General features: G+C 73.3%; 15 protein-coding genes and 1 pseudogene. 5 read left to right on the top strand and 11 right to left on the bottom strand.

All coding sequences use genetic code 11. The features are described from left to right. Position 1: 1 nt before the first annotated feature. From ACH9D2_RS08870 to ACH9D2_RS08845, 6 genes and pseudogenes are all read right to left on the bottom strand, one after another. Positions 2-1,759 (bottom strand): protein kinase domain-containing protein, encoded by a 1,758-nt coding sequence (locus ACH9D2_RS08870; protein WP_396362479.1) that lies wholly within the window; start codon positions 1,757-1,759, stop codon positions 2-4. Beyond that, positions 1,756-3,201, bottom strand: coding sequence for a peptidoglycan D,D-transpeptidase FtsI family protein (locus ACH9D2_RS08865; protein WP_396362478.1), 1,446 nt, complete (start codon positions 3,199-3,201; stop codon positions 1,756-1,758). Before ACH9D2_RS08865 ends, ACH9D2_RS08870 begins: the two co-directional genes overlap by 4 nt. Positions 3,202-3,599: 398 nt before the next feature. Beyond that, a pseudogene (locus ACH9D2_RS08860) lies at positions 3,600-4,958 on the bottom strand (FtsW/RodA/SpoVE family cell cycle protein); the annotation flags it as partial. Continuing rightward, complete coding sequence (locus tag ACH9D2_RS08855; RefSeq protein WP_396362477.1) at positions 4,955-6,433, bottom strand: PP2C family protein-serine/threonine phosphatase; 1,479 nt, start codon at positions 6,431-6,433, stop codon at positions 4,955-4,957. The gene ACH9D2_RS08855 and the pseudogene ACH9D2_RS08860, both read right to left, overlap by 4 nt. A gap of 3 nt (positions 6,434-6,436) precedes the next feature. Further along, positions 6,437-6,934, bottom strand: a complete 498-nt coding sequence (locus ACH9D2_RS08850) for an FHA domain-containing protein FhaB/FipA (protein ID WP_396362476.1) — start codon at positions 6,932-6,934, stop codon at positions 6,437-6,439. Beyond that, the gene (locus ACH9D2_RS08845; protein WP_396362475.1) at positions 6,935-7,705 is read right to left on the bottom strand and encodes an FhaA domain-containing protein; all 771 of its coding nucleotides are present in this window, start codon (positions 7,703-7,705) and stop codon (positions 6,935-6,937) included. A gap of 172 nt (positions 7,706-7,877) precedes the next feature. Here ACH9D2_RS08845 and ACH9D2_RS08840 point away from each other — a divergent pair, with 172 nt between their 5' ends. Genes ACH9D2_RS08840 through rraA form a run of 3 tightly spaced genes read left to right on the top strand, consistent with a single transcriptional unit; the run spans position 7,878 to position 10,655 of the window. Then, positions 7,878-8,567 carry a PepSY domain-containing protein gene (locus ACH9D2_RS08840; protein ID WP_396362474.1) on the top strand — a complete coding sequence of 230 codons (690 nt, stop codon included), beginning with the start codon at positions 7,878-7,880 and terminating at the stop codon, positions 8,565-8,567. A gap of 4 nt (positions 8,568-8,571) precedes the next feature. After that, a complete protein-coding gene (locus tag ACH9D2_RS08835) occupies positions 8,572-10,134 on the top strand; it encodes a DHA2 family efflux MFS transporter permease subunit (protein WP_396362473.1) in 1,563 nt (520 codons plus the stop codon). A gap of 41 nt (positions 10,135-10,175) precedes the next feature. Then, complete coding sequence (gene rraA / locus ACH9D2_RS08830) at positions 10,176-10,655, top strand: ribonuclease E activity regulator RraA (protein WP_396362472.1); 480 nt, start codon at positions 10,176-10,178, stop codon at positions 10,653-10,655. Between the two features lie 39 nt (positions 10,656-10,694). Here the strand turns inward: rraA and ACH9D2_RS08825 are convergent, their stop codons facing one another. From ACH9D2_RS08825 to ACH9D2_RS08810, 4 genes are all read right to left on the bottom strand, one after another. Continuing rightward, positions 10,695-12,323: an amidohydrolase family protein gene (locus ACH9D2_RS08825; protein ID WP_396362471.1), complete on the bottom strand. Its 1,629-nt coding sequence runs from the start codon at positions 12,321-12,323 to the stop codon at positions 10,695-10,697. A 187-nt stretch (positions 12,324-12,510) separates the two neighbouring features. Next, positions 12,511-14,547: an oxidoreductase gene (locus ACH9D2_RS08820; protein WP_396362470.1), complete on the bottom strand. Its 2,037-nt coding sequence runs from the start codon at positions 14,545-14,547 to the stop codon at positions 12,511-12,513. A gap of 73 nt (positions 14,548-14,620) precedes the next feature. Further along, positions 14,621-15,169, bottom strand: coding sequence for a hypothetical protein (locus ACH9D2_RS08815; RefSeq protein ID WP_396362469.1), 549 nt, complete (start codon positions 15,167-15,169; stop codon positions 14,621-14,623). Positions 15,170-15,230: 61 nt separating this feature from the next. After that, positions 15,231-15,455 carry a hypothetical protein gene (locus ACH9D2_RS08810; protein WP_396362468.1) on the bottom strand — a complete coding sequence of 75 codons (225 nt, stop codon included), beginning with the start codon at positions 15,453-15,455 and terminating at the stop codon, positions 15,231-15,233. 247 nt (positions 15,456-15,702) lie between these two features. Between ACH9D2_RS08810 and ACH9D2_RS08805 the strand changes: the two genes are divergently transcribed. Both ACH9D2_RS08805 and ACH9D2_RS08800 read left to right on the top strand, forming a co-directional pair. Then, positions 15,703-16,266 (top strand): Dps family protein, encoded by a 564-nt coding sequence (locus tag ACH9D2_RS08805; RefSeq protein ID WP_396362467.1) that lies wholly within the window; start codon positions 15,703-15,705, stop codon positions 16,264-16,266. 14 nt (positions 16,267-16,280) lie between these two features. Continuing rightward, positions 16,281-17,117 carry an endonuclease/exonuclease/phosphatase family protein gene (locus ACH9D2_RS08800; RefSeq protein ID WP_396362466.1) on the top strand — a complete coding sequence of 279 codons (837 nt, stop codon included), beginning with the start codon at positions 16,281-16,283 and terminating at the stop codon, positions 17,115-17,117. A 39-nt stretch (positions 17,118-17,156) separates the two neighbouring features. Here the strand turns inward: ACH9D2_RS08800 and ACH9D2_RS08795 are convergent, their stop codons facing one another. Beyond that, on the bottom strand, positions 17,157-18,785 hold the full coding sequence (locus tag ACH9D2_RS08795) for an SLC13 family permease (protein ID WP_396362465.1): 1,629 nt from the start codon (positions 18,783-18,785) through the stop codon (positions 17,157-17,159). Positions 18,786-18,819: the final 34 nt, after the last annotated feature.

Here is an 18,819-nt window from a genome sequence, read left to right as displayed (position 1 = left end):
CTCAGTCCTCCTGGCCGGGTCCGGTCGGTGTCGCGGGGGACGCGGGCGATCCGGTGGTGGGGGCGGGAGCGGTCTCCGGGGCCGCGGCGACCCACATCTCGATGGTGTCGCCGGGGCGGACGGTGGACCCGCCCAGAGGCTGGGTCCGCAGCACGGTGCCGGGCTCCGCGTCCTCGGTGGTCTCGTCGTAGCGGATGATGTTCACGCCCAGGAGCCGGATCTCGTCGATCAGCGGATCGGCGGGCCGGCCGACCATCCCCGAAGGGAGCTCCACGGTGTCCGGGCCCGTCGAGTAGACCACCGTGATGGTGGTGCTCCGCGCCACCTGCCCCACGGGGTTCAGGGACAGGACGGTGTTCTCCTCCTCGTCCGAGGTCCGGCCCGACCTCTCCACGGGGAAGCCCAGGTCCGAGAGCTCCTGCACGACCTCGTCCACGGGACGGCCCTCGTACCGGGCGGCGAGGACCTCCACCGTGTCCGCCGCGCCGGGCGTCTCCACCGCGGGGGAGGGCGGGTCGCCGGGCACCGGCGAGGTGGAGACGGTGCCCGTGGGGGACGGCTCCCGGCTCACGGGCACCGGATCGCGGAGGAAGAAGAACCACAGCAGCCCCGCCACGACGAGCAGCACCAGGAGCAGCGGCAGCAGCCAGGCCCACACCGAGCGGTGCTCCGGGCGCTCCTCGGGCCGGGCCGGGCCGGCGCCGTGGCCTTCTGCGTCGTCCTCGGCCCCCCGGGGGTCCTCGACGACGTCCATCTCCGCGGTGATGGGGCGCGACGCGCCGGCCGCAGCGGCTCCCGCCGCCGCGGCGGCCGCCGTGCGCTCGCGGTCCAGCAGCCGGGTCGGCTCGTCCTGCACCGGCTCGAACGCCTGGGTGGCGTCGTCGTCGGGCAGGTCGAGGAAGGGGCGCATCCCGGGGACGGCCGCGACCGCCGCGTCCTCGTCCCCGCGGCGGATCGCGTCCACGGCCGTGCCCAGCGCGCCGGCGGTGGCCGGGCGGTCCTTGGGATCCTTCGCCAGCATCGACATCAGGAGCGCCCGCACGGTCTCGGGCACGCTCTCGGAAAGGGGCGGCGGCGGGTCGTTGACCTGGGCGAGCGCGATCGCGATCTGCGACTCCCCGGTGAACGGGCGCCGCCCGGCCAGGCACTCGTAGCCGATGATGCCCAGCGAGTAGATGTCCGAGGAGCCCGTGGCGGTCTGCCCCGTGGCCTGCTCCGGCGCGAGGTACTGGGCGGTGCCCATGACCTGTCCGGTGGCCGTGAGCGGCACCTGGTCCGCCAGGCGGGCGATCCCGAAGTCCGTGACCTTCACCCGGTTGTCCGGGGTGATGATGAGGTTGCCGGGCTTCACGTCGCGGTGCACCAGCCCCTGGGCGTGCGCGGCCGCCAGCGCCCGGGCCGTCTGCCCGATGTAGTTGAGCACCTTGTCCGGCTCGAGCGTCTTCTGCCGCTCGATGATGTTGGACAGCGGCTCGCCGGGGACCAGCTCCATCACGAGGAAGGCGGAGCCCTCCTCCTCGCCGTAGTCGAAGACGTTGGCGACGCCGGGGTGGTTCAGGAGCGCGGTGTGCCGGGCCTCCGCACGGAAGCGCTGCAGGAAGTTCGGGTCCCCGTTGTACTCCTCCTTGAGGATCTTCACGGCCACGATCCGGCCCAGGACCCGGTCCCTGGCCTTCCACACCTCTCCCATGCCGCCGATCGCGATCCGGTCGGTCAGTTCGTAGCGCCCGCCCAGGACGGTGCTCGACGATGGTCTCACTTGTTCAACACCGCCTCGAAGAGTTGCTTGGCGCTCGTGGTGGTCAGGGTGGAGCCGGTCGCCACGTCCACGTCCTCGAAGACGACCGCGACGGCGATCCGCGGGTCGTCGGCCGGGGCGAAACCGGTGAACCAGGAGTCGTTGAGGCCCTCCTCCGAGCCGATCTCGGCGGTGCCCGTCTTGCCGGCCACTTCCACCCCGGGCACGGCCGCGCCCCGGGCGATCCCGTCGTCGACGACCTCGACCATGAGCTCCGTGACGGTTTCGGCGACGTCCGCGCTCGTGGAGCGGCGCAGCTGCTCCGGGGTGAACTCGTCGATCACGGACAGGTCGGCGGAGCGCACGCTCTCCACGAGCTGGGGCTTCATCATCACGCCGTCGTTGGCGATGGCGGCGCTCATCATGGCCACCTGCAGGGGCGTGGTGCGCACGTCGTACTGGCCGATCGAGGACAGCGCGAGCTGGGCGTCGTTGAGCTCCTCGGGGAAGACCGACGGGGTCACCCTGAGCGGGACCGAGAGGGGCTCCCCGTAGCCGAAGGCCTGGGCGGTCCGCCGGATCCTGTCCTCCCCGAGATCGAGGGCGATCTGGGCGAACGGCGTGTTGCAGGACTGCTCCAGCGCGAACTCGAGGTCCGCCTGGGCCCGCGCCGTGCAACCGCCGCCCACGAAGTTGGGCAGGGTCACGTCGGTGCCGGGCAAGGGCAGCTCCTGGGGGTTCGGGATCAGGGTCTCCGTGGTGTAGTCCCCGGACTCGAGGGCGGCCACGGTGTCGATGATCTTGAACGTCGAGGCCGGGGCGTAGAGGTCCCCGGCGACGGCCCGGTTGACGAGGGGCTCCTCGGGGTCCGCGTTGAGCCGTTCCGCGGCGGCGATCACGGAGCCCGAGTCGTGCGAGGCCAGCTCGTTGGGGTCGTAGCCGGGGCTCGAGACCATGGCGAGGACCGCGCCCGTCTCCGGGTCGAGCGCCACGACCGAGCCCTTCCGGCCCTGCAGCACCTGGGCGGCGGTCTGCTGCAGCTCCGGGTCGATGGTGAGCTCGACCGACGCACCCGTGGGCTGGTTCCCGGAGAACATCGAGACCACACGGTCGTAGAACTGCTCGTCGGAGGCGCCGGAGAGCTCCTCGCCGAGGGCCGCCTCGAGCCCCGTGGCGCCGTAGACCAGGGAGAAGTAGCCGGTCAGGTGCCCGTACGTCAGCGGGTCCGCGTAGACGCGCTGGTACTCGAAGTCGTCCTCCGAGGGCACGGAGGACGCCTTCGGGTCACCGTCCACGAGGATCGCGCCGCGGTCCGCGCCGAACTGGTCGTAGAGGCTGCGGTTGTTCCACGGGTGCGCCTCGAGGGTGCCGGCCGCGAAGAACTGCACGTAGGTCAGCGCGAGGAGCAGCACGGTGAAGATCGCCACGCCGGCCACCCAGGTGTGTCGGATCGCCCGGTTCACGATGCTCCTCCGTTCTCGGTGCTCCGGGACCCTCCGGAGTCCCTGCGGTCCTGGTCGGTGAGGCGGGACATCGCCTCCGTGGGGGTGCCGCCGTGGTGGTCCTCGTCCTCGGCGTCGCGGCGCCCGCCCGGGCCCGCGGCGGCGATCGGCTCGGTGGCGGCGGTGTCGGCGGACACGGCCGGACCGCGGACGGTGTCGGACCGGGCGCTCCGCCGTTCCGTGGCGCGGTCCTCCCCGTCGTCGTGCGCCCCGTCCGCCTCGGCCCCGTCCGTCTCCTTCTGGGGACGGCGGTCGCGCCGGCGCTCGAGGCGCTCGGCGCGCTCCTGGTCGTCCCGCCGGGCCGCCTCCCGCAGCGCGGCCTCGTAGGCGGCGACCTCGGCGAGGTCGGCCTCGGTGGCCGGGCCGGTGACCACGGGCCGGCGGGCCGTGTGGGAGATCGCCAGGATGATCGCCGCGATGATCCAGTTGGACAGCAGCGAGGAGCCCCCGGCGGACATGAACGGCGTGGTGAGCCCGGTCAGGGGGATGAGGCGGGTGACCCCGCCCACCACCACGAACAGCTGCAGCACGATGACCGCGGACAGCCCCGCCGCCAGCAGCTTGCCGAACGCGTCACGGGTGCCCAGGGCGGCCCGGAAGCCCCGGGTGACGAACAGGAAGAACAGCACGAGCACGGCGCTCAGACCGATCAGCCCCAGCTCCTCGCCGAACGCGGTCACGATCATGTCCGAGTTGGCGTAGGAGACGAGGTCCGGCCGGCCCTGGCCCAGCCCCTGGCCGAAGAGCCCGCCCGAGGAGAGCCCGAACAGGCCCTGGACGATCTGCCCGGAGCCGCCCGGAGCCCGGTTGTACACCTCGGGGTCGAAGGCGTTGAGCCAGGAGTCCAGGCGCGCCGCGACGTGGCCGAAGGCCTGGCTCGCGAAGAACCCTCCGACGGCCACGAGCAGCAGCCCGATCACGATCCAGCTCAGCCGGGTCGTGGCGAGGTAGATCATGGCCACGAACAGGCCGAAGAACAGGATCGCGGAGCCGAGGTCCCGCTGGAACACGAGCACGCCGATCGCGATGATCCAGGCCGCGAACATCGGCGCCATGTCCCGGAACCGCGGCAGCCGCACCGGGCCGACCTTCTTGCCGGCCAGGAGGATGAGGTCCCGGTTCGTCGAGAGGTAGCCCGCGAAGAAGACCGCCAGGGTGATCTTGGCGACCTCGCCGGGCTGGAAGGTGCGCCCGCCCACCGAGATCCAGATCCGGGCGCCGTTGAGCTCCAGGCCGAGACCGGGCAGGAGGGGCAGGAGCAGCAGCAGCCCGCTGAGCAGCAGGCAGATGTAGGTGATGCGCCGCAGCACCCGGTGGTCCTTGAGGAACCAGAGCACCAGGCCGGCGGCCGTCATGGCGAAGGCCGTCCACACCACCTGCGAGCTCGCCGCCGTCTGGTCGGTGGTGAGGTCGATCCGGTGGATCATGGCGATGCCCAGGCCGTTGAGGGCCACCACGATCGGCAGGACGTAGGGGTCCGCGTACTTGGCCCGCAGCCGCAGCACCACGTGCAGGACCAGGGCGCCGATGCCCAGCACCAACCCGGAGACGAGGATGTGGGGGTCTCCCGAGCCGAGCTGATCGGGGTCCACGAGGACGTTCGCGCCCACGCCGATGCCCACGGCGAGGACGAGCAGGAGCAGCTCGGTGAGCCGCCGCGGCTTCTGGCGGGGCTCCACCTGCTCCTCCCGGGGAAGGGTCCCGGCGGGGGCGCTCATCCGTCACCACCGGGGGAAGCGGTGGGGGAGGCGGTGGCCCGCTGGACGGTTCCGGTCGGGCGAGGCTCGGGGCCGGCGGTCTCCTCGGGCACGGACTCGCGCAGCTCGCGCACGATCCGCTCCGCCTCCTCGAGGCTGCCCGCGGGGATGGCGTTGCGCACCCGCGCCTGGGCGAAGCCGGGGAGGTCGTCGACCCGCAGGTCCGTGGCGCGCTCGAGGTCGCTGAGGCTCACGGGCCCGAGCGACTGGGAGACGCCGTTGTAGATCGCCACGTTGCCCTGCTGCTCGCCGACGTAGTACTGGGAGCTGATCCAGCCGCTGGTGAGCCACCCTCCGGCCACGAGCATCAGCCCGGCCGTCGCCAGCGCGAGCACGGCGATGGCACGCCGGTGCCGGCGCCGGCGCGGGGACGGGACGGTCGCGTCCGCCCGGTGCAGCGCCGACTCGACCTCCTGCGGATCGGCCAGCGTGTCGGGGGTGGAGGTCTGGAGGAGGGTCGCGCGGCGCTCGAGGACGCTGTCGCTCACGGTGGGGATGCGCCCGGTCTGGGTGGCGTTGGCGGCGGCGCCCACCAGCAGGTGGGGGCGCGCGGCGAGGTCGCGGCGCAGCGCCGCGGCCGAGGACTCGGACGGGCTCGTGGCGGCGAGCTGCGTCCCGGCGTCCGCGGTGATCTCGTCCGAGGTGCGGGCGAACTCCGGGTCGGGGACCGCGCCGCGCGCCTCGCCGGCCTGCGGCACGGGGGCGGTGTCGTCGGTCTCGAAGACCTGGACGACCACCACGGTCACGTTGTCGGGGGCCCCGCGGTCCAGGGTCAGCTCCACGAGCGTGTCCACGATCTGGTTGAGGTCGTCGGTGGAGCCCAGCACGGACTGGATGGTCTCCGGGCGGACCACGGCGTTGAGCCCGTCCGAGCACAGCAGCCAGCGCTCGCCGCTCTCGGGACGGAGGGTCTCCACGTCGATCTCGGGGGAGGCGTCCACGTCGCCGAGCACGCGCATCAGGACGTTCTTGTGCGGGTGGGACTCCGCCTCGTCCGGGCGCAGCCGGCCCTCGTCGATGAGCCGCTGGACGAAGGTGTGGTCCTTGGTGACCTGGCGGAACTCGTCCCCCCGGAGCCGGTAGGCGCGGGAGTCGCCGATGTGGGCCACGACGAGCTCGTCCCGGTCGGCCAGCAGGGCCGTGACGGTGGTGCCCATGCCGCCGAGGCGGGCGTTGCCCAGGACCAGCTTGGCGAGGTTCTGGTTGGCGTTCTGGATCTCGTCCGTGAGCACGGTGGCGCCGTCGCCGTGGTGGTCGGGCCGGTCGAGGCTCGTGAGGTCCATGACCGCGGAGGCCGACGCGACGTCCCCGCCCACGTGCCCGCCCATGCCGTCGGCGACCACGGCGAGGTGGCGGCCCGCGTAGGCGGAGTCGTCGTTCTTCGAGCGGACCCGGCCCACGTCGGAGCGCGCGGCGTAGCGGAAGGCGATCGCCATGCGTCAGGACCTCAGTTCCAGGACGGTCTTGCCCACCCGGAACGGGGTCCCTGGATCGAGCGGCACGGCCCGGGACAGGCGCTGCTGGCCGACGAAGGTCCCGTTGGTGGAGCCGAGGTCCTCGAGGAACCAGCGGGAGCCCTGCGGGAACAGCCGGGCGTGGCGCCCCGAGGCGTAGTCGTCGCCGAGCGGCACGGTGGCCTCGGGAGACCGGCCCAGCATCACGGGGGCGTTGCCCAGGGGATAGCTGCGGCCGCGGAGGGGGCCGTCGATGACCACCAGGGTCTGGGGACGGGAGCGCTGACCGGTGGTGGAGCCCGCGGCGGGCGGCACCTGTTCCTGCGTGGCGCCGCGGCGGTCGCCGCGGGAGCGCGTGAGCACCGCCGGGAGCTTCCCGCCGACCGCCAGGTCACGCCCCTGGCTGGCGACGATGCTGAAGATGAAGATCCAGAGGAGGGCCAGGAACCCGAAGCGCAGGAGGGTGACGGTGAGTTCGGACATTCAGCGGTTCCCCTTCGGGGTCAGGAGGCGGAACGTGATCCTGGTCCGACCCATGGTGATCACGGAACCGTTGACCAGCTCGGTGCGGCCGATCACCCGCTCCCCGTCCACGTAGGAACCGTTGGTCGAGCCGAGGTCCACGGCCACGAAGTGCTCGCCCTGCCGCCGGATCTCGAGGTGCTTGCGGGACACACCGGTGTCCTCCACGGTGATGTCCGCCTCGGCGGAGCGGCCCAGCACGATCGAGTCCGCGTTGATGGAGAACCGCGCGCCCTCGACGTCGAGCACCGGGATCCAGTGCTGTGCCGGCACGGAGCGGGTCGGCTCGTCCTCCTCCCGGCGGTGGCCGCGGGCGATCCGCTGCCCGCTCGGCGTGGAGGGGGTGTTGGGGGACTCCGCGGTGCGCTGCGCCGAGGAGTGGATGCGGAACTCGCCGGCCTCCACCTCCGGGTTGCGGGTGAAGGACACCTTCACCGCCCCCTGCAGGGTGTAGGCCTGGCTGCGGGCGTGCTTGATGACGACGTCGCACAGCTCCTCCGCGAGCGGGGTGCCCCAGTCCTGGGCGCGCGGGAAGTCCTCGTCGGAGAACTCCACGACGAAGACGTTGGGGGCCATGGTGCGGCCGGCGGAGATCGTGAACGCCTCGTGGTCGAGCTCCCGCCGCAGGGCGCTGGCGATCTCGACCGCCTCCACCCGCTTCCGGGAGCCGGTGGCGAAGGCGGCGCGGACGGCCTTCTCGATGTTGTGCTCGAGGCTCTCGAGGAATCCCATGCCGCCTCCTTCCTGGCGTCGATCGCGGTGCGCATGCCCCCGGTCTCGGGTCAGGCGTTCTCCAGGATAGTAGACGCGACGCCTGTGAGCCCGGTGGGGGGTGCGCGCCCGGCGGGTCCGCGCCCCGGTCACGTCCTTGCCAGGGGGCTCGCGGGGGAGAACAATCCAGAACATGTTGCACACTGACAGAAGGCCCCTGTCCCTGGCCGCGCTCGCCCTCTCCGCCCTGCTCCTCGCCGGCTGCGGCGGCGAGGGGGGTGACGGTGGCGCAGGGGAGGACGGCACCACCGCCCCGGCGACCACCGGCACCCCGGCGCAGGACACCGCCAGCCCCGACGACAGCGCGAGTCCGGGGGAGGACGCCACCGGCGACGGCACCGCCTCGCCGTCCGGCACCGCCTCGCCCTCGGGCAGCCCCGGTGCGGACTCCACCGCCGGGGCCGGCGGCGAGGCGGCCGTGGTGTCCTCCGCCGTCGCCGCGGCGGAGGACGCGGTGGGCGGCGACGCCCAGGCGTTCGAGATCGCACGGGAGGACAGTCCGGCCAGCTGGCAGGTCGCGGTCGCCTCCGGCGACCGCGAGCACGAGCTGTACGTCTCCGAGGACGGCGAGGACGTGATCAGCCAGGAGGAGGAGGGCGGCCTCGACAGCGACGACCGGGAGAAGCTCGCCCGGGTCCGGGTGCCCCTCGAGGACGGGCTGAGCACGGCGCTGGAGACGGTCAACGGCGCGCTCGACGAGGCGCAGCTCGAGACGGAGGACGGCACGACCGTGTGGGAGGTCGAGATCGACGAGCCCGACGGCAACTCGGTGGACGTGTTCGTCGACGTCGAGAACGGCTCCGTGCTGAAGATCGACCGCTGAGCCGGTGGCCGCTGACCCCGGCCGCACGGAGCACCGCCAGCTGCTGCTGACCTTCCTGGGCCTGCTCATGGCGGTGCTGCTGGCCGCGCTCGACCAGACGATCGTGGCCACCGCCCTGCCCTCGATCGTCGGGGACCTCGACGGGCTCGACCGGATCTCCTGGGTGGTCACGGCGTACGTGCTCGCCGCCACGGTGGGCCTGCCGGTCTACGGGAAGCTGGGCGACCTCTACGGGCGCAAGCGGATCTTCCTGGTGGCCGTCGTCGTCTTCCTGCTCGGCTCCGTGCTCTCGGGCGCCGCCCAGGACATGACCCAGCTCATCGTCTTCCGCGCCCTCCAGGGCCTGGGCGGCGGAGGCCTGCTGATCGGGGCGCAGGCGATCATCGCGGACCTGGTCTCCCCCCGCGAGCGCGGCAAGTACATGGGCGTGATCGGGGCGGCCTTCGGTCTCGCCTCGGTGAGCGGGCCGCTGATCGGCGGGTTCCTCACGGACCTCGTGAGCTGGCGGTGGGTGTTCTACATCAACCTGCCCCTGGGGCTGTTGACGCTGCTGTTCATCCCCCGTTTCCTGCACCTGCCGCACGTCCCCCGGGGACGGGTGCGGCTCGACGTGCTCGGCACGGCCCTGCTGGCGCTGGGCAGCGTGGCCTTCGTGCTCCTCACCACGTGGGCCGGCACGGCGTACGCGTGGTCGAGCCCGCGGATCCTCGGCCTCGCCGGGGTGGCCCTGGTGCTCGGCGTGCTGTTCGTGCTGGTCGAGCGCCGCGCCCCGGAGCCGATCATCCCCCTGCACCTGTTCCGCGTGCGCAACTTCGTGGTGCCCACCGCGGCGGCCGCGGGCATGGGCGTGATCATGTTCGCGACGATCACCTATCTGCCCACCTATCTGCAGATGGTCGACGGCGCGTCGGCCACCGGGGCCGGCCTGATGATGATCCCCGTGACGGTCGGGATGCTCGCCGGCACGATCGGCACCGGCCGCCGCATCGCGCGGACGGGGCGCTACAAGCACTGGCCGGTGCTGGGCTCCGCGGTGATGGCCGCCGGGCTCGTCCTGCTCTCCCTGATCGACGAGACCACCCCGTACGCGCTGACCGCAGCGGGGATGGCCGTCACCGGCTTCGGCATCGGCTGCCTCATGCAGAACCTCGTCCTCATCGTGCAGAACGCGGTGCCGCCCGGGGAGGTGGGGGCCGCGACGTCGTCGTCGAACTTCTTCCGCCAGATCGGCGCGTCCTTCGGGATCGCCGTGTTCGGCTCGGTCTTCGTCGCCCGGCTCGACGACGCGCTCGCGGGCCGCAGCCTGCCCTCCCTCGACGTCAACACCCTGAGCCCCCAGGTGCTCGCGGGCCTGCCCGCCCCGGTGCAGGAGGCCGTCGCGCAGGCCTTCGCCCAGTCGCTGCCCCCGATCTTCCTGTGGGGCGTGCCCGTCGCGGCGGGGTGCCTCGTGCTGTCCCTGCTCATCGACGAGATCCCGCTGGGGACCACCGTCGGCGCCGCGCGGGAAGGGACGCCGGGGCCGTCCACGGAGCGCGCCGGGGCCGATCGCGGCGGCGCCGGTCGCTAGGCTGGTCCCGGAACCACCACCGGATGCTTCAGGAGCAGCTCATGACCGATCCGCGCCCGTTCACCACCGCCGACCTCTACGACGAGCGCGGGGAGCAGCTGATGTCCTGCCCGCGCCAGTTCCTCGACCTGGGCGGGGTGACCGCTTTCACCGGGCCGGTGCGCACGGTCCGCTGCTTCCAGGACAACGGCCTCGTGAAGGCCGTGCTCAACTCCCCGGGAGAGGGGGCGGTCCTCGTCGTGGACGGCCACGGCTCCATGGGCACCGCGCTCATGGGGGACATGATCGCGGAGTCCGCGGTGCGCAACGGGTGGGCCGGGGTCGTCATCAACGGTCCCGTGCGGGACCGGGTCGCCCTGGCCGGGCTGCCCCTCGGGGTCAAGGCCCTGGGCTCCAACCCGCGCAAGTCCGCCAAGGACGGCGTCGGGGAGCAGGACGTGCCGGTCGTCATCGAGGGCGTCACCTTCCGCCCGGGCCGGACGGTGTGGGCCGACGAGGACGGGATCCTCGTCGAGGGCTGAGGGCCGTCCACCCCGCCGGCACCGCGCGGCCGGGCCCGCTCAGCCGGCGGCGTGCGTGAGCCGGCCGCCCCGGTAGGTCGCGAGCACGCCGATGTGCTCCACCGACCCGCCCCGCCGGTGCACCTCGAGGGGGTTCTCCGCCAGCACCACCAGGTCCGCGAGCTTGCCGGGGGCGAGCGAGCCGATCCGGTCGAACATCCCCAGGGCCTTCGCGGCCTCGGACGTGTAGGCGGCGAGGGCCTCCAGCACGTCGAGCTGCTCGTCCGCGGGGCCGAACCGCCGCCCCTCGCCGTCGAGGCGGTCGGTCCAGGCCTGGACCGAGCGCAGCACGGCGCCGTCCGCCACGGGGCGGTCGGAGCTGCCCGCGATCCGCACGCCGGCCTCCAGGAAGCTGCGGCCCCGGTAGGTCCAGTCCGTGCGCTCGGGCCCCAGGAGCCGGCGGAACTGGGCGGCCATGGGGCGCAGGAAGCCGATCTGCGGGGTCACGACGATCCCCGCGGCCGCGAGCCGGGGCAGCTGGTCGGGGCGGGTGATGCTCGCGTGCTCGATCCGGTTGGGCACCCGGTGACGCCCGTGCTCGTCCTGGCACCGGGTGATCACGTCGATCGCGAAGTCGATGGCGCGGTCGCCGATCGCGTGGGCGGCCACCGACCAGCCCGCACGGTACGCGGCGTGGATCGCCTCGGCCATCTGCTCGGGGTTCTCCTGGAAGTAGCCGGTGGAGTGGCCGCCGCAGAAGGCCTCGGTCACCGCGGCGGTCTCCCCGAGCAGGGAGCCGTCCACGAACACCTTGACCGGTCCGAGCCGCAGCTCGTCGTCGCCGAAACCGGTGCGCAGCCCGAGGTCGAGCCCGCGCTCGGAGCCGTCCGCGAGCCCGCCGATCCCGTGCAGGACGTCCAGCACGGGCATCACCTGGGCCCGGGCGTGCAGGGCGCCGGCGTCCCTGGCCTGCTGATAGGCCTGCAGCTCGGAGGGGTTGTGCCCGATCCACCCGGCGCCGACCCCGGCCTCCGCGAACGTGGTGATCCCCTCGGCTGCGTAGCGGGCGGTGGCGCGGTCCAGCGCCGCCACGAGCTTGGTCACCGGATAGGGGCGGAACAGCTCCTGCACCACCGCCTGGGCGGTCTCCTCGATCAGGCCCGTGGCGCGTCCGGTGTCGTTCCGCACCACCCGCCCGCCCACCGGGTCCGGGGTGCCCGGGGTGAGGATCTCCGCCCGGCGCAGCGCCTCGGAGTTCACCACCGCCGCGTGGCCGGACGCGAGCCGGACGAACAGCGGTGTGCCGCCGGTGATGCGGTCGAGGACGTCGATGTCGGGCAGCGACCCGCCCACGGTGGCCGGGTAGAAACCGGTGGCCATGAGCCACTCCTCGTCCCGGGGCTTCGCGGCCATGCCGCGCTCCAGGGCCGCGTAGAGCCCGTCCAGGGACGTGCAGCCGGCGAGGTCCACCTCCGCCAGGCCGAGTCCGAACCACGCGGTGTGGCAGTGGGCGTCCACGAACCCGGGCAGCACGGTGGCCCCGCCGAGGTCCACGGTCTTCGCGGCCGGCACGTCCGGGTCGTCGAGGACCACGATCCGCCCGCCGTGCACGCCGAGGCTCGAGGCCGTCGGGCGGCCCGGCTCCATGGTCAGGACCGTGGCGTTGACGAGCTTGAGGTCGAGCTGCATGGAGTTCCTTTCCTGGGGGACTGCCCCCATCGTGGCACCGTGCGCCGATCGCCGCACGGTGGCCCGCCCCGCCCCGCCTCCGCCCCGCTCACCGCCGAACTCACCGGTTCTGCCCGAGCCGCCGCGAGATGTGCTCCCGTTTCGGGCAGGAGCGGTGAGTTCGGCGGTGAGCGGTCCTGGACGGGGGTCAGCCCAGGACGGCGACGAGCTCCGTGGCCTGCCGGATCGCCCGCTTGGCGTCCAGCTCGGCCGCGACGTCGGCCCCGCCGACGAGGTGCACCGGGACGGCACCGGTGTCGTGCCCGGCCTCGAGCAGCGCGTCGTGCAGCTCCCGCAGCGGCTCCTGGCCCGTGCACAGCACCACGGTCTCGACCGGCAGCACCTGCTCGACCGGGTCCGCGCCGTCGGGACCCGGCACGGTGAGGTGCAACCCGTCGTCGTCGATCCGCCGGTACGTCACCCCGCTCAGGGCGCGGACGCCCCCGGCCCGGAGCGAGGCCCGGTGGATCCAGCCGGTCGTGCGGCCCAGCCCGGCCCCGGGCTTGCCGGGGGAGCGCTGCAGCAGCGTCACCTCTCGCGCGGGGCGCTCGGGGCAGGGCGCGGCCAGGCCGCCCCGGGCGGACAGCGTGGTGTCGACGCCCCACGCACGGTAGAAGTCCGCGCCCGGGGAGTGCAGGAGGAACTCGGCGACGTCGAAGCCGATGCCCCCGGCGCCGAGGACCGCGACCCGGCGGCCCACGGGCGCCCCGTGGTGCAGGACGTCCCGGTAGCCCACGACCGACGGGTGCTCCACGCCCTCGATCTCGGGCACGCGCGGTGCCACGCCCGTGGCGAGCACGAGCCGGTCGAAGCCACGCAGGTGCTCGGGCCCGGCCGGCGTCCCCAGCCGCACGTCCACGCCCAGCTCGGCGAGCCGCACGCCGTAGTAGCGCAGTGTCTCCGCGTACTCCTCCTTGCCGGGGATGCGCAGGGCCATCAGGAACTGCCCGCCGATCCGGTCCTCGGCCTCGAAGAGGGTGACGGCGTGCCCGGCCTCCGCCGCGTTGACGGCGAAGGCCAGCCCGGCGGGGCCCGCGCCGACCACGCCGATCCGCTCAGCCCGGCGGGTGGGGCCGAGGCGCAGCAGGGTCTCGTGCCCGGCCCGCGGATTGACCAGGCAGGACGCGGTCCGGCCCGCGAAGGTGTGGTCCAGGCACGCCTGGTTGCACGCGATGCACGTGTTGATCGTGTCCGCCCGGTCGCACGCGGCCTTGGCCACGAAGTCCGGGTCCGCGAGCAGGGGCCGGGCCAGGGACACCATGTCGGCGTCCCCGTCCGCCAGGATCCGCTCCGCCGTCTCCGGGGTGCTGATGCGGTTGACGGCGATCAGGGGGATCCCGACCTCGCCCTTGAGCCGGCGCGTCACCCACGAGAAGCCGCCGCGGGGGACGACCGTGGCGATCGTGGGGATGCGCGCCTCGTGCCAGCCGATGCCGGTGTTGAGCAGGGTGGCGCCGGCCGCCTCGACCGCCCGGGCCAGCGCCACGACCTCCTCGAGCGTGGAGCCGCCCGGGACGAGGTCCAGCATGGAGAGCCGGTAGACGAGGATGAACTCCGGGCCGGCGCGCTCGCGGACGCGGCGGACGATCTCCACGGGCAGGCGCATCCGGTTCTCGAAGGACCCGCCCCACCGGTCGGTGCGGTGGTTGGTCTCGGCGGCGACGAACTCGTTGATGAGGTAGCCCTCGGAGCCCATCACCTCCACGCCGTCGTAGCCGGCCTCCCGGGCGAGCGCGGCGGTGCGGGCGAAGTCCTCGACGGTCCGCTCGACCTCCTCCGCGGTGAGCTCGTGCGGGACCACCGGGCTGATGGGAGCGCGCAGCGGGCTCGGGGCCACGGCGTCGGGCGTCCTGGCGTAGCGGCCGGCGTGCAGGATCTGCAGGGCGATCCTCCCGCCCTCGGCGTGCACGGCGTCCGTGACCGTGCGGTGCCGGGCCACCTCCTCCGGGGTGCTGAGCACGGCGCCACCGGCGTGCGTGGCGCCCTCGGGGTTCGGGCCGATGCCGCCCGTGACGATGAGCCCCACGCCGCCGCGCACCCGCTCCGCGTAGAACTCCGCGAGGCGCTCGAACCCCCCGGGCAGCTCCTCGAGACCGGTGTGCATCGACCCCATGAGCACCCGGTTGGGCAGGGTGGTGAAGCCCAGGTCCAGGGGCGCGAGCAGGCGCGGATAGGGCACGGTCATGTGATACTCCTCGTCTCAGGTACTTGGGTCACCGTAGGCGAGGAGTGAGCCGTCTCACAAGCGTGGCGCGGGCTCAGAGCGCGGCCAGCAGCTCCTTCCAGGTCGTGCGCCACCGCACGACGTCGTCGGCGGAGGCCAGGCCCGTGTGCGCGAGGGCAACCGTGGCGCGGCCGCTCCCCTTGTCGCCGATGGTCGCGGACGCCCGGGTCCCGTCGGCGAGCCGCACGCGCCAGTAGCGCCACTTCTCGGTGGCGGCGGTGGTGGGCGGCTGCTCGAACGGGACGCCGCCGACCTCCGTGCGCCCCGCCACGAGCGCGGTCCACCGGGTGAGCGCCTCGTCCGGGGTGCCGGCCACCGTGCGGCTCGCGCTCGCCCCGAAGCTGCCGTCCCCGGCCTGCCCAGGCCGGCGGGCTCCCGTGTGCTGCTCCCAGGCCACCGTGACGGACTGCGCCCACCACTCGTGGTTCTCGACGACGCCCTCGAGCTGCTCCGCCACACGGCGGGCGACCTCGGCATGGCTCATCGCCCGGGCGCCGAGCTCGTCGAGCCGTGCCGTCCAGGTCTCCCAGGGGATGCCGGTGGCCCGGGCGATCCCGGCCGTGCTGGTGCCGCGGGTGCTCATGGGACCCAGGGTAGCGGGGGCGTCCCGCCGGGCGCCGCTGTTCCGGGTCAGTTGTTCCGGATCAGTCCCCGGCCGTGGGGCCGGGACCGCCCGTCCCGGCCCCGAAGTCCGGGTCGGCGGGGTCGTCGGCGTCGCCCGCACTCGGAACGCGCTGGCCGGCGTTGGTCTGGCCCAGGGGGTCCTGCGCCGTCTCGAGGTCGCGGGCCGGGGTGTCCGGCACGCCGATGTCGTCGGCCAGGTGCGGGTCGTCGGGAAGCTGGTTGCCGGATCCGGGAGTCGTGTCCATGGGCCCAGCCAACCAGCGGCTCCCGGCTCTGGCAAGGCCCGGCACGGCTGGGCCGGCAGCGGCGCGGCGCCCGGTGCCGACGGCGCCGGGCCGGGGCGCGGATATCGCGCACAGCGAATGAACAGGGTGCTGACAGTGGGTGGGGGTCGTGCCATAGTGGGTGGAAGAGGCCCGTTCCCGCGGGCCGTCCACAGTTGTCGAGCCAGGTCGCCGCCCGACGGCGGCCGGAAACAGGGAGACGAAACCCATGGCCACGCCGAACCAGCGCACCGCCCCCTACACCGTGCCCGGTCTGTCAACCGAGAACGGCCACGAGGTCGCCCAGACGCTGCAGCAGCGCCTGCACGCCCTCAACGACGTGCAGCTCACGCTCAAGCACGCCCACTGGAACGTGGTGGGCCCCAACTTCATCTCCGTCCACGAGATGCTGGACCCGCAGATCGAGCTCGTGCGCGGCTTCGTCGACGAGCTCGCCGAGCGCATGGCGACCATGGGCGTGGGCCCCAGCGGCCTGCCCGGAGACCTCGTCCAGGCCCGCACCTGGGACGACTACTCGGTCCACCGCGCCACCGGTGTGGAGCACCTCGCCGCTCTCGACCTCGTCTACAACGGTGTGATCGAGGACCACCGCGACGCGATCCAGAAGGTCGGCGAGCTCGACCCCATCACCGAGGACATGCTCATCGGCCAGGTCAAGGAGCTCGAGCTCTTCCAGTGGTTCATGCGCGCCCACCTGGAGAACAGCGGCGGCGACCTCCAGCACGGCGGCGCCCGCACGGAGCAGGGCGCGGCGGAGTCCGCGGCCCAGTAGCCCGTCCCGCGCTCGTGGCAGACCACGTCCGCCCCGGCCCCGCCGACCCCCGTGGTCCGCGGGGCCGGGGCGCGTTCACGGCCATGACCTTCAACATCCGGCGTCCCATGGCGAAGTACCGCCGGAGGGCCGCGGACGCGTGGTTCACCCGGGCCCCCGCGGTGCAGGCGGTGCTCCGGGCCCACCGGCCGGAGCTCGCCGCCCTCCAGGAGGTCCACCCGGAGCAGCTGCACCACCTGCAGGAAGCCCTGGGGCCGGACCACGTCCTGCTGGGCGGGGGACGGCACGCCGACGGCCGCGGTGAGCGGTGCCTCCTGGCCGTGGACACCGCCCGCTTCGGGATCGAGCGGTGGCAGCAGCGGTGGCTGTCCCCGCAGCCGGAGGTCCCGGGGTCGAAGTGGCCGGGGGACCTCTTCCCCCGCACCCTGGTGCGGGCCGAGCTCACGGACCGGCGCACGGGCGTGGCCTGGCAGGCGGTCGCCACCCATCTCGACCCGTGGCCGGAGCACGGCCGGCTGCGCCAGCTCGCCGCCCTCCAGCGTGTGCTCCTCGGGTGGGACGGGCCCCAGCTGCTCCTCGGGGACATGAACGCGGCCGCCGGCCGGTCCCGCACCTGGGACGCCGCGCTCGCCGGTGGTCTGCGCGACACCCTGCCCGTGGACGCCGCGGGGACCTTCCACAACTACCGGGAGCCCCGTGCCAGGACACCCCGCCTGGACTGGATCCTGTACGGCGGCCGGGTCCGCGTCCTCGACTCCCGCGTCCTGGCCGAGCGCCCGCGCGGGATCTGGGCCTCGGACCACTTCCCGGTGCTGGCCGAGCTCGAGCACGACGGCGGCCCCGCCGGCTGAGGACGGGGCCGCCGGGCGCTGCCGGCGGGGTGGGACCGGTCAGTACACGATGCTGAACACCCACACCCCGAGGGTCATCGTCACCAGGGTGATCAGGCCGACGCCGATGACGTTCAGCCACAGCCCGCCCTTGATCATCTGGCCGATCGTCACGTAGCCGGAGCCGAACGCGATGGCGTTGGGCGGGGTCGCGACCGGCAGCATGAACGCGCACGTCGCCGCCAGCGCCACGGGGATGGCCAGCATCATCGGGTCCATGTCCAGGCCGAGGGCCACGCCCCCGGCGACCGGCAGGAACGTGGCCGCCGTGGCGGTGTTGCTGGTGAGCTCCGTCAGGAAGATGACTCCGGCGGCCACGACGAGGACCAGGATGACGACGGGCACGGTGCCCAGCGCCTCGACCTGGGTGCCGATCCAGTCGGTGAGCCCGGAGGCCGAGAACTGGGAGGACAGGGCCAGGCCGCCGCCGAACAGGAGCAGCACGCCCCAGGGCAGCTTGACCGCGGACTCCCAGTCCAGCAGCCGGACCCCGCGCTTGGCGCCGGCGGGCAGCAGGAACAGCAGCAGCCCCACGACCATGGCGATGCCGGCGTCGCTGATCGGCGGCGAGTCGAAGATCACGGGCACGAACACCCAGCTGAACGCCGCCAGCGCGAAGATGGCCAGCACGAGCTTCTCGCCGGTCGACATGGGCCCGAGCTTGTGCAGCTCGTTGCTGATGAGCTTCCGGCCGCCGGGGATCTCGTCGATCTCCGGCTTGAACAGCACCTTGGTGAGCAGGAACCAGGCGATCGCGAGCATGACCACGGACAGCGGCACCCCCACGAGCATCCACTGGCCGAAGCCCACGGTGATGTCGTGCGACTCCTGGAGGTAGCCCACCATCAGGGTGTTCGGCGGCGTGCCGATGATCGTGCCGAGGGACCCGATCGACGCGGCGTAGGCGATGCCGAGCATCAGAGCGGTGCCGAAGTTCGAGGCGATGATCGCTTCCTTCACCTTCGCGCTCTGGGGGTCGGCGCCCTCCAGGTCGGTGTCGGCGACGCCGGCCTCGGCGGCGGCGTCGTTCATCAGGTTGGGCAGCAGCAGCAGGACGGACACGCCGATGGGGATCATCATGACGGCCGTGGCGGTGTTGGAGACCCACATGCTGAGGAAGCCGGTCGCGACCATGAAGCCGGCCACCATCTGGGCCGGCTTGGTGCCCATGACCCGCACCGTGCGCAGGGCGATCCGGCGGTGCAGGTTCCAGCGCTGCATGGCCAGGGCCAGGAGGAACCCGCCCATGAAGAGGAAGATGATGTTGCTCCCGTAGGAGGCGCCGACGTCGTCCACCGCCACGTCCGGCACGAGCACCGGGAAGATGATCAGCGGCAGCAGGGCGGTGGCCGGGATCGGGATGGCCTCCGTCATCCACCACACGCCCATGAGCCCGGCGGTGGCGGCCGTGAGCCTGGCGTGCTGGGCCAGGTCGGGGGGCATGAGGAAGTAGATGAGCAGGGCCAGGACCAGGCCCAGGACGAGCCCGGTCCACTTGATCCGGTGCGTCTTGGCGTGCTCCGCCGGGGCCTGCTCGCCCGGGGACAGGTGGTCGATCTCCTGCGCGTGGCCGGGTCCCGGGTCGTCGCCCTCCAGGCGGGATCCGGGGACCGATTGCGTGCTGCCCATGTCTGCTCCTGGTGTGCTCGTGGTGGATGCGCTG

The sequence above is a fragment of the Kocuria rhizosphaericola genome (genome assembly GCF_044462205.1).
Lineage (GTDB): Bacteria > Actinomycetota > Actinomycetes > Actinomycetales > Micrococcaceae > Kocuria > Kocuria rhizosphaericola.
The sequence above is the reverse complement of the archived record's forward strand: the minus strand, read 5'-3'. Positions and strand labels throughout refer to the sequence as shown.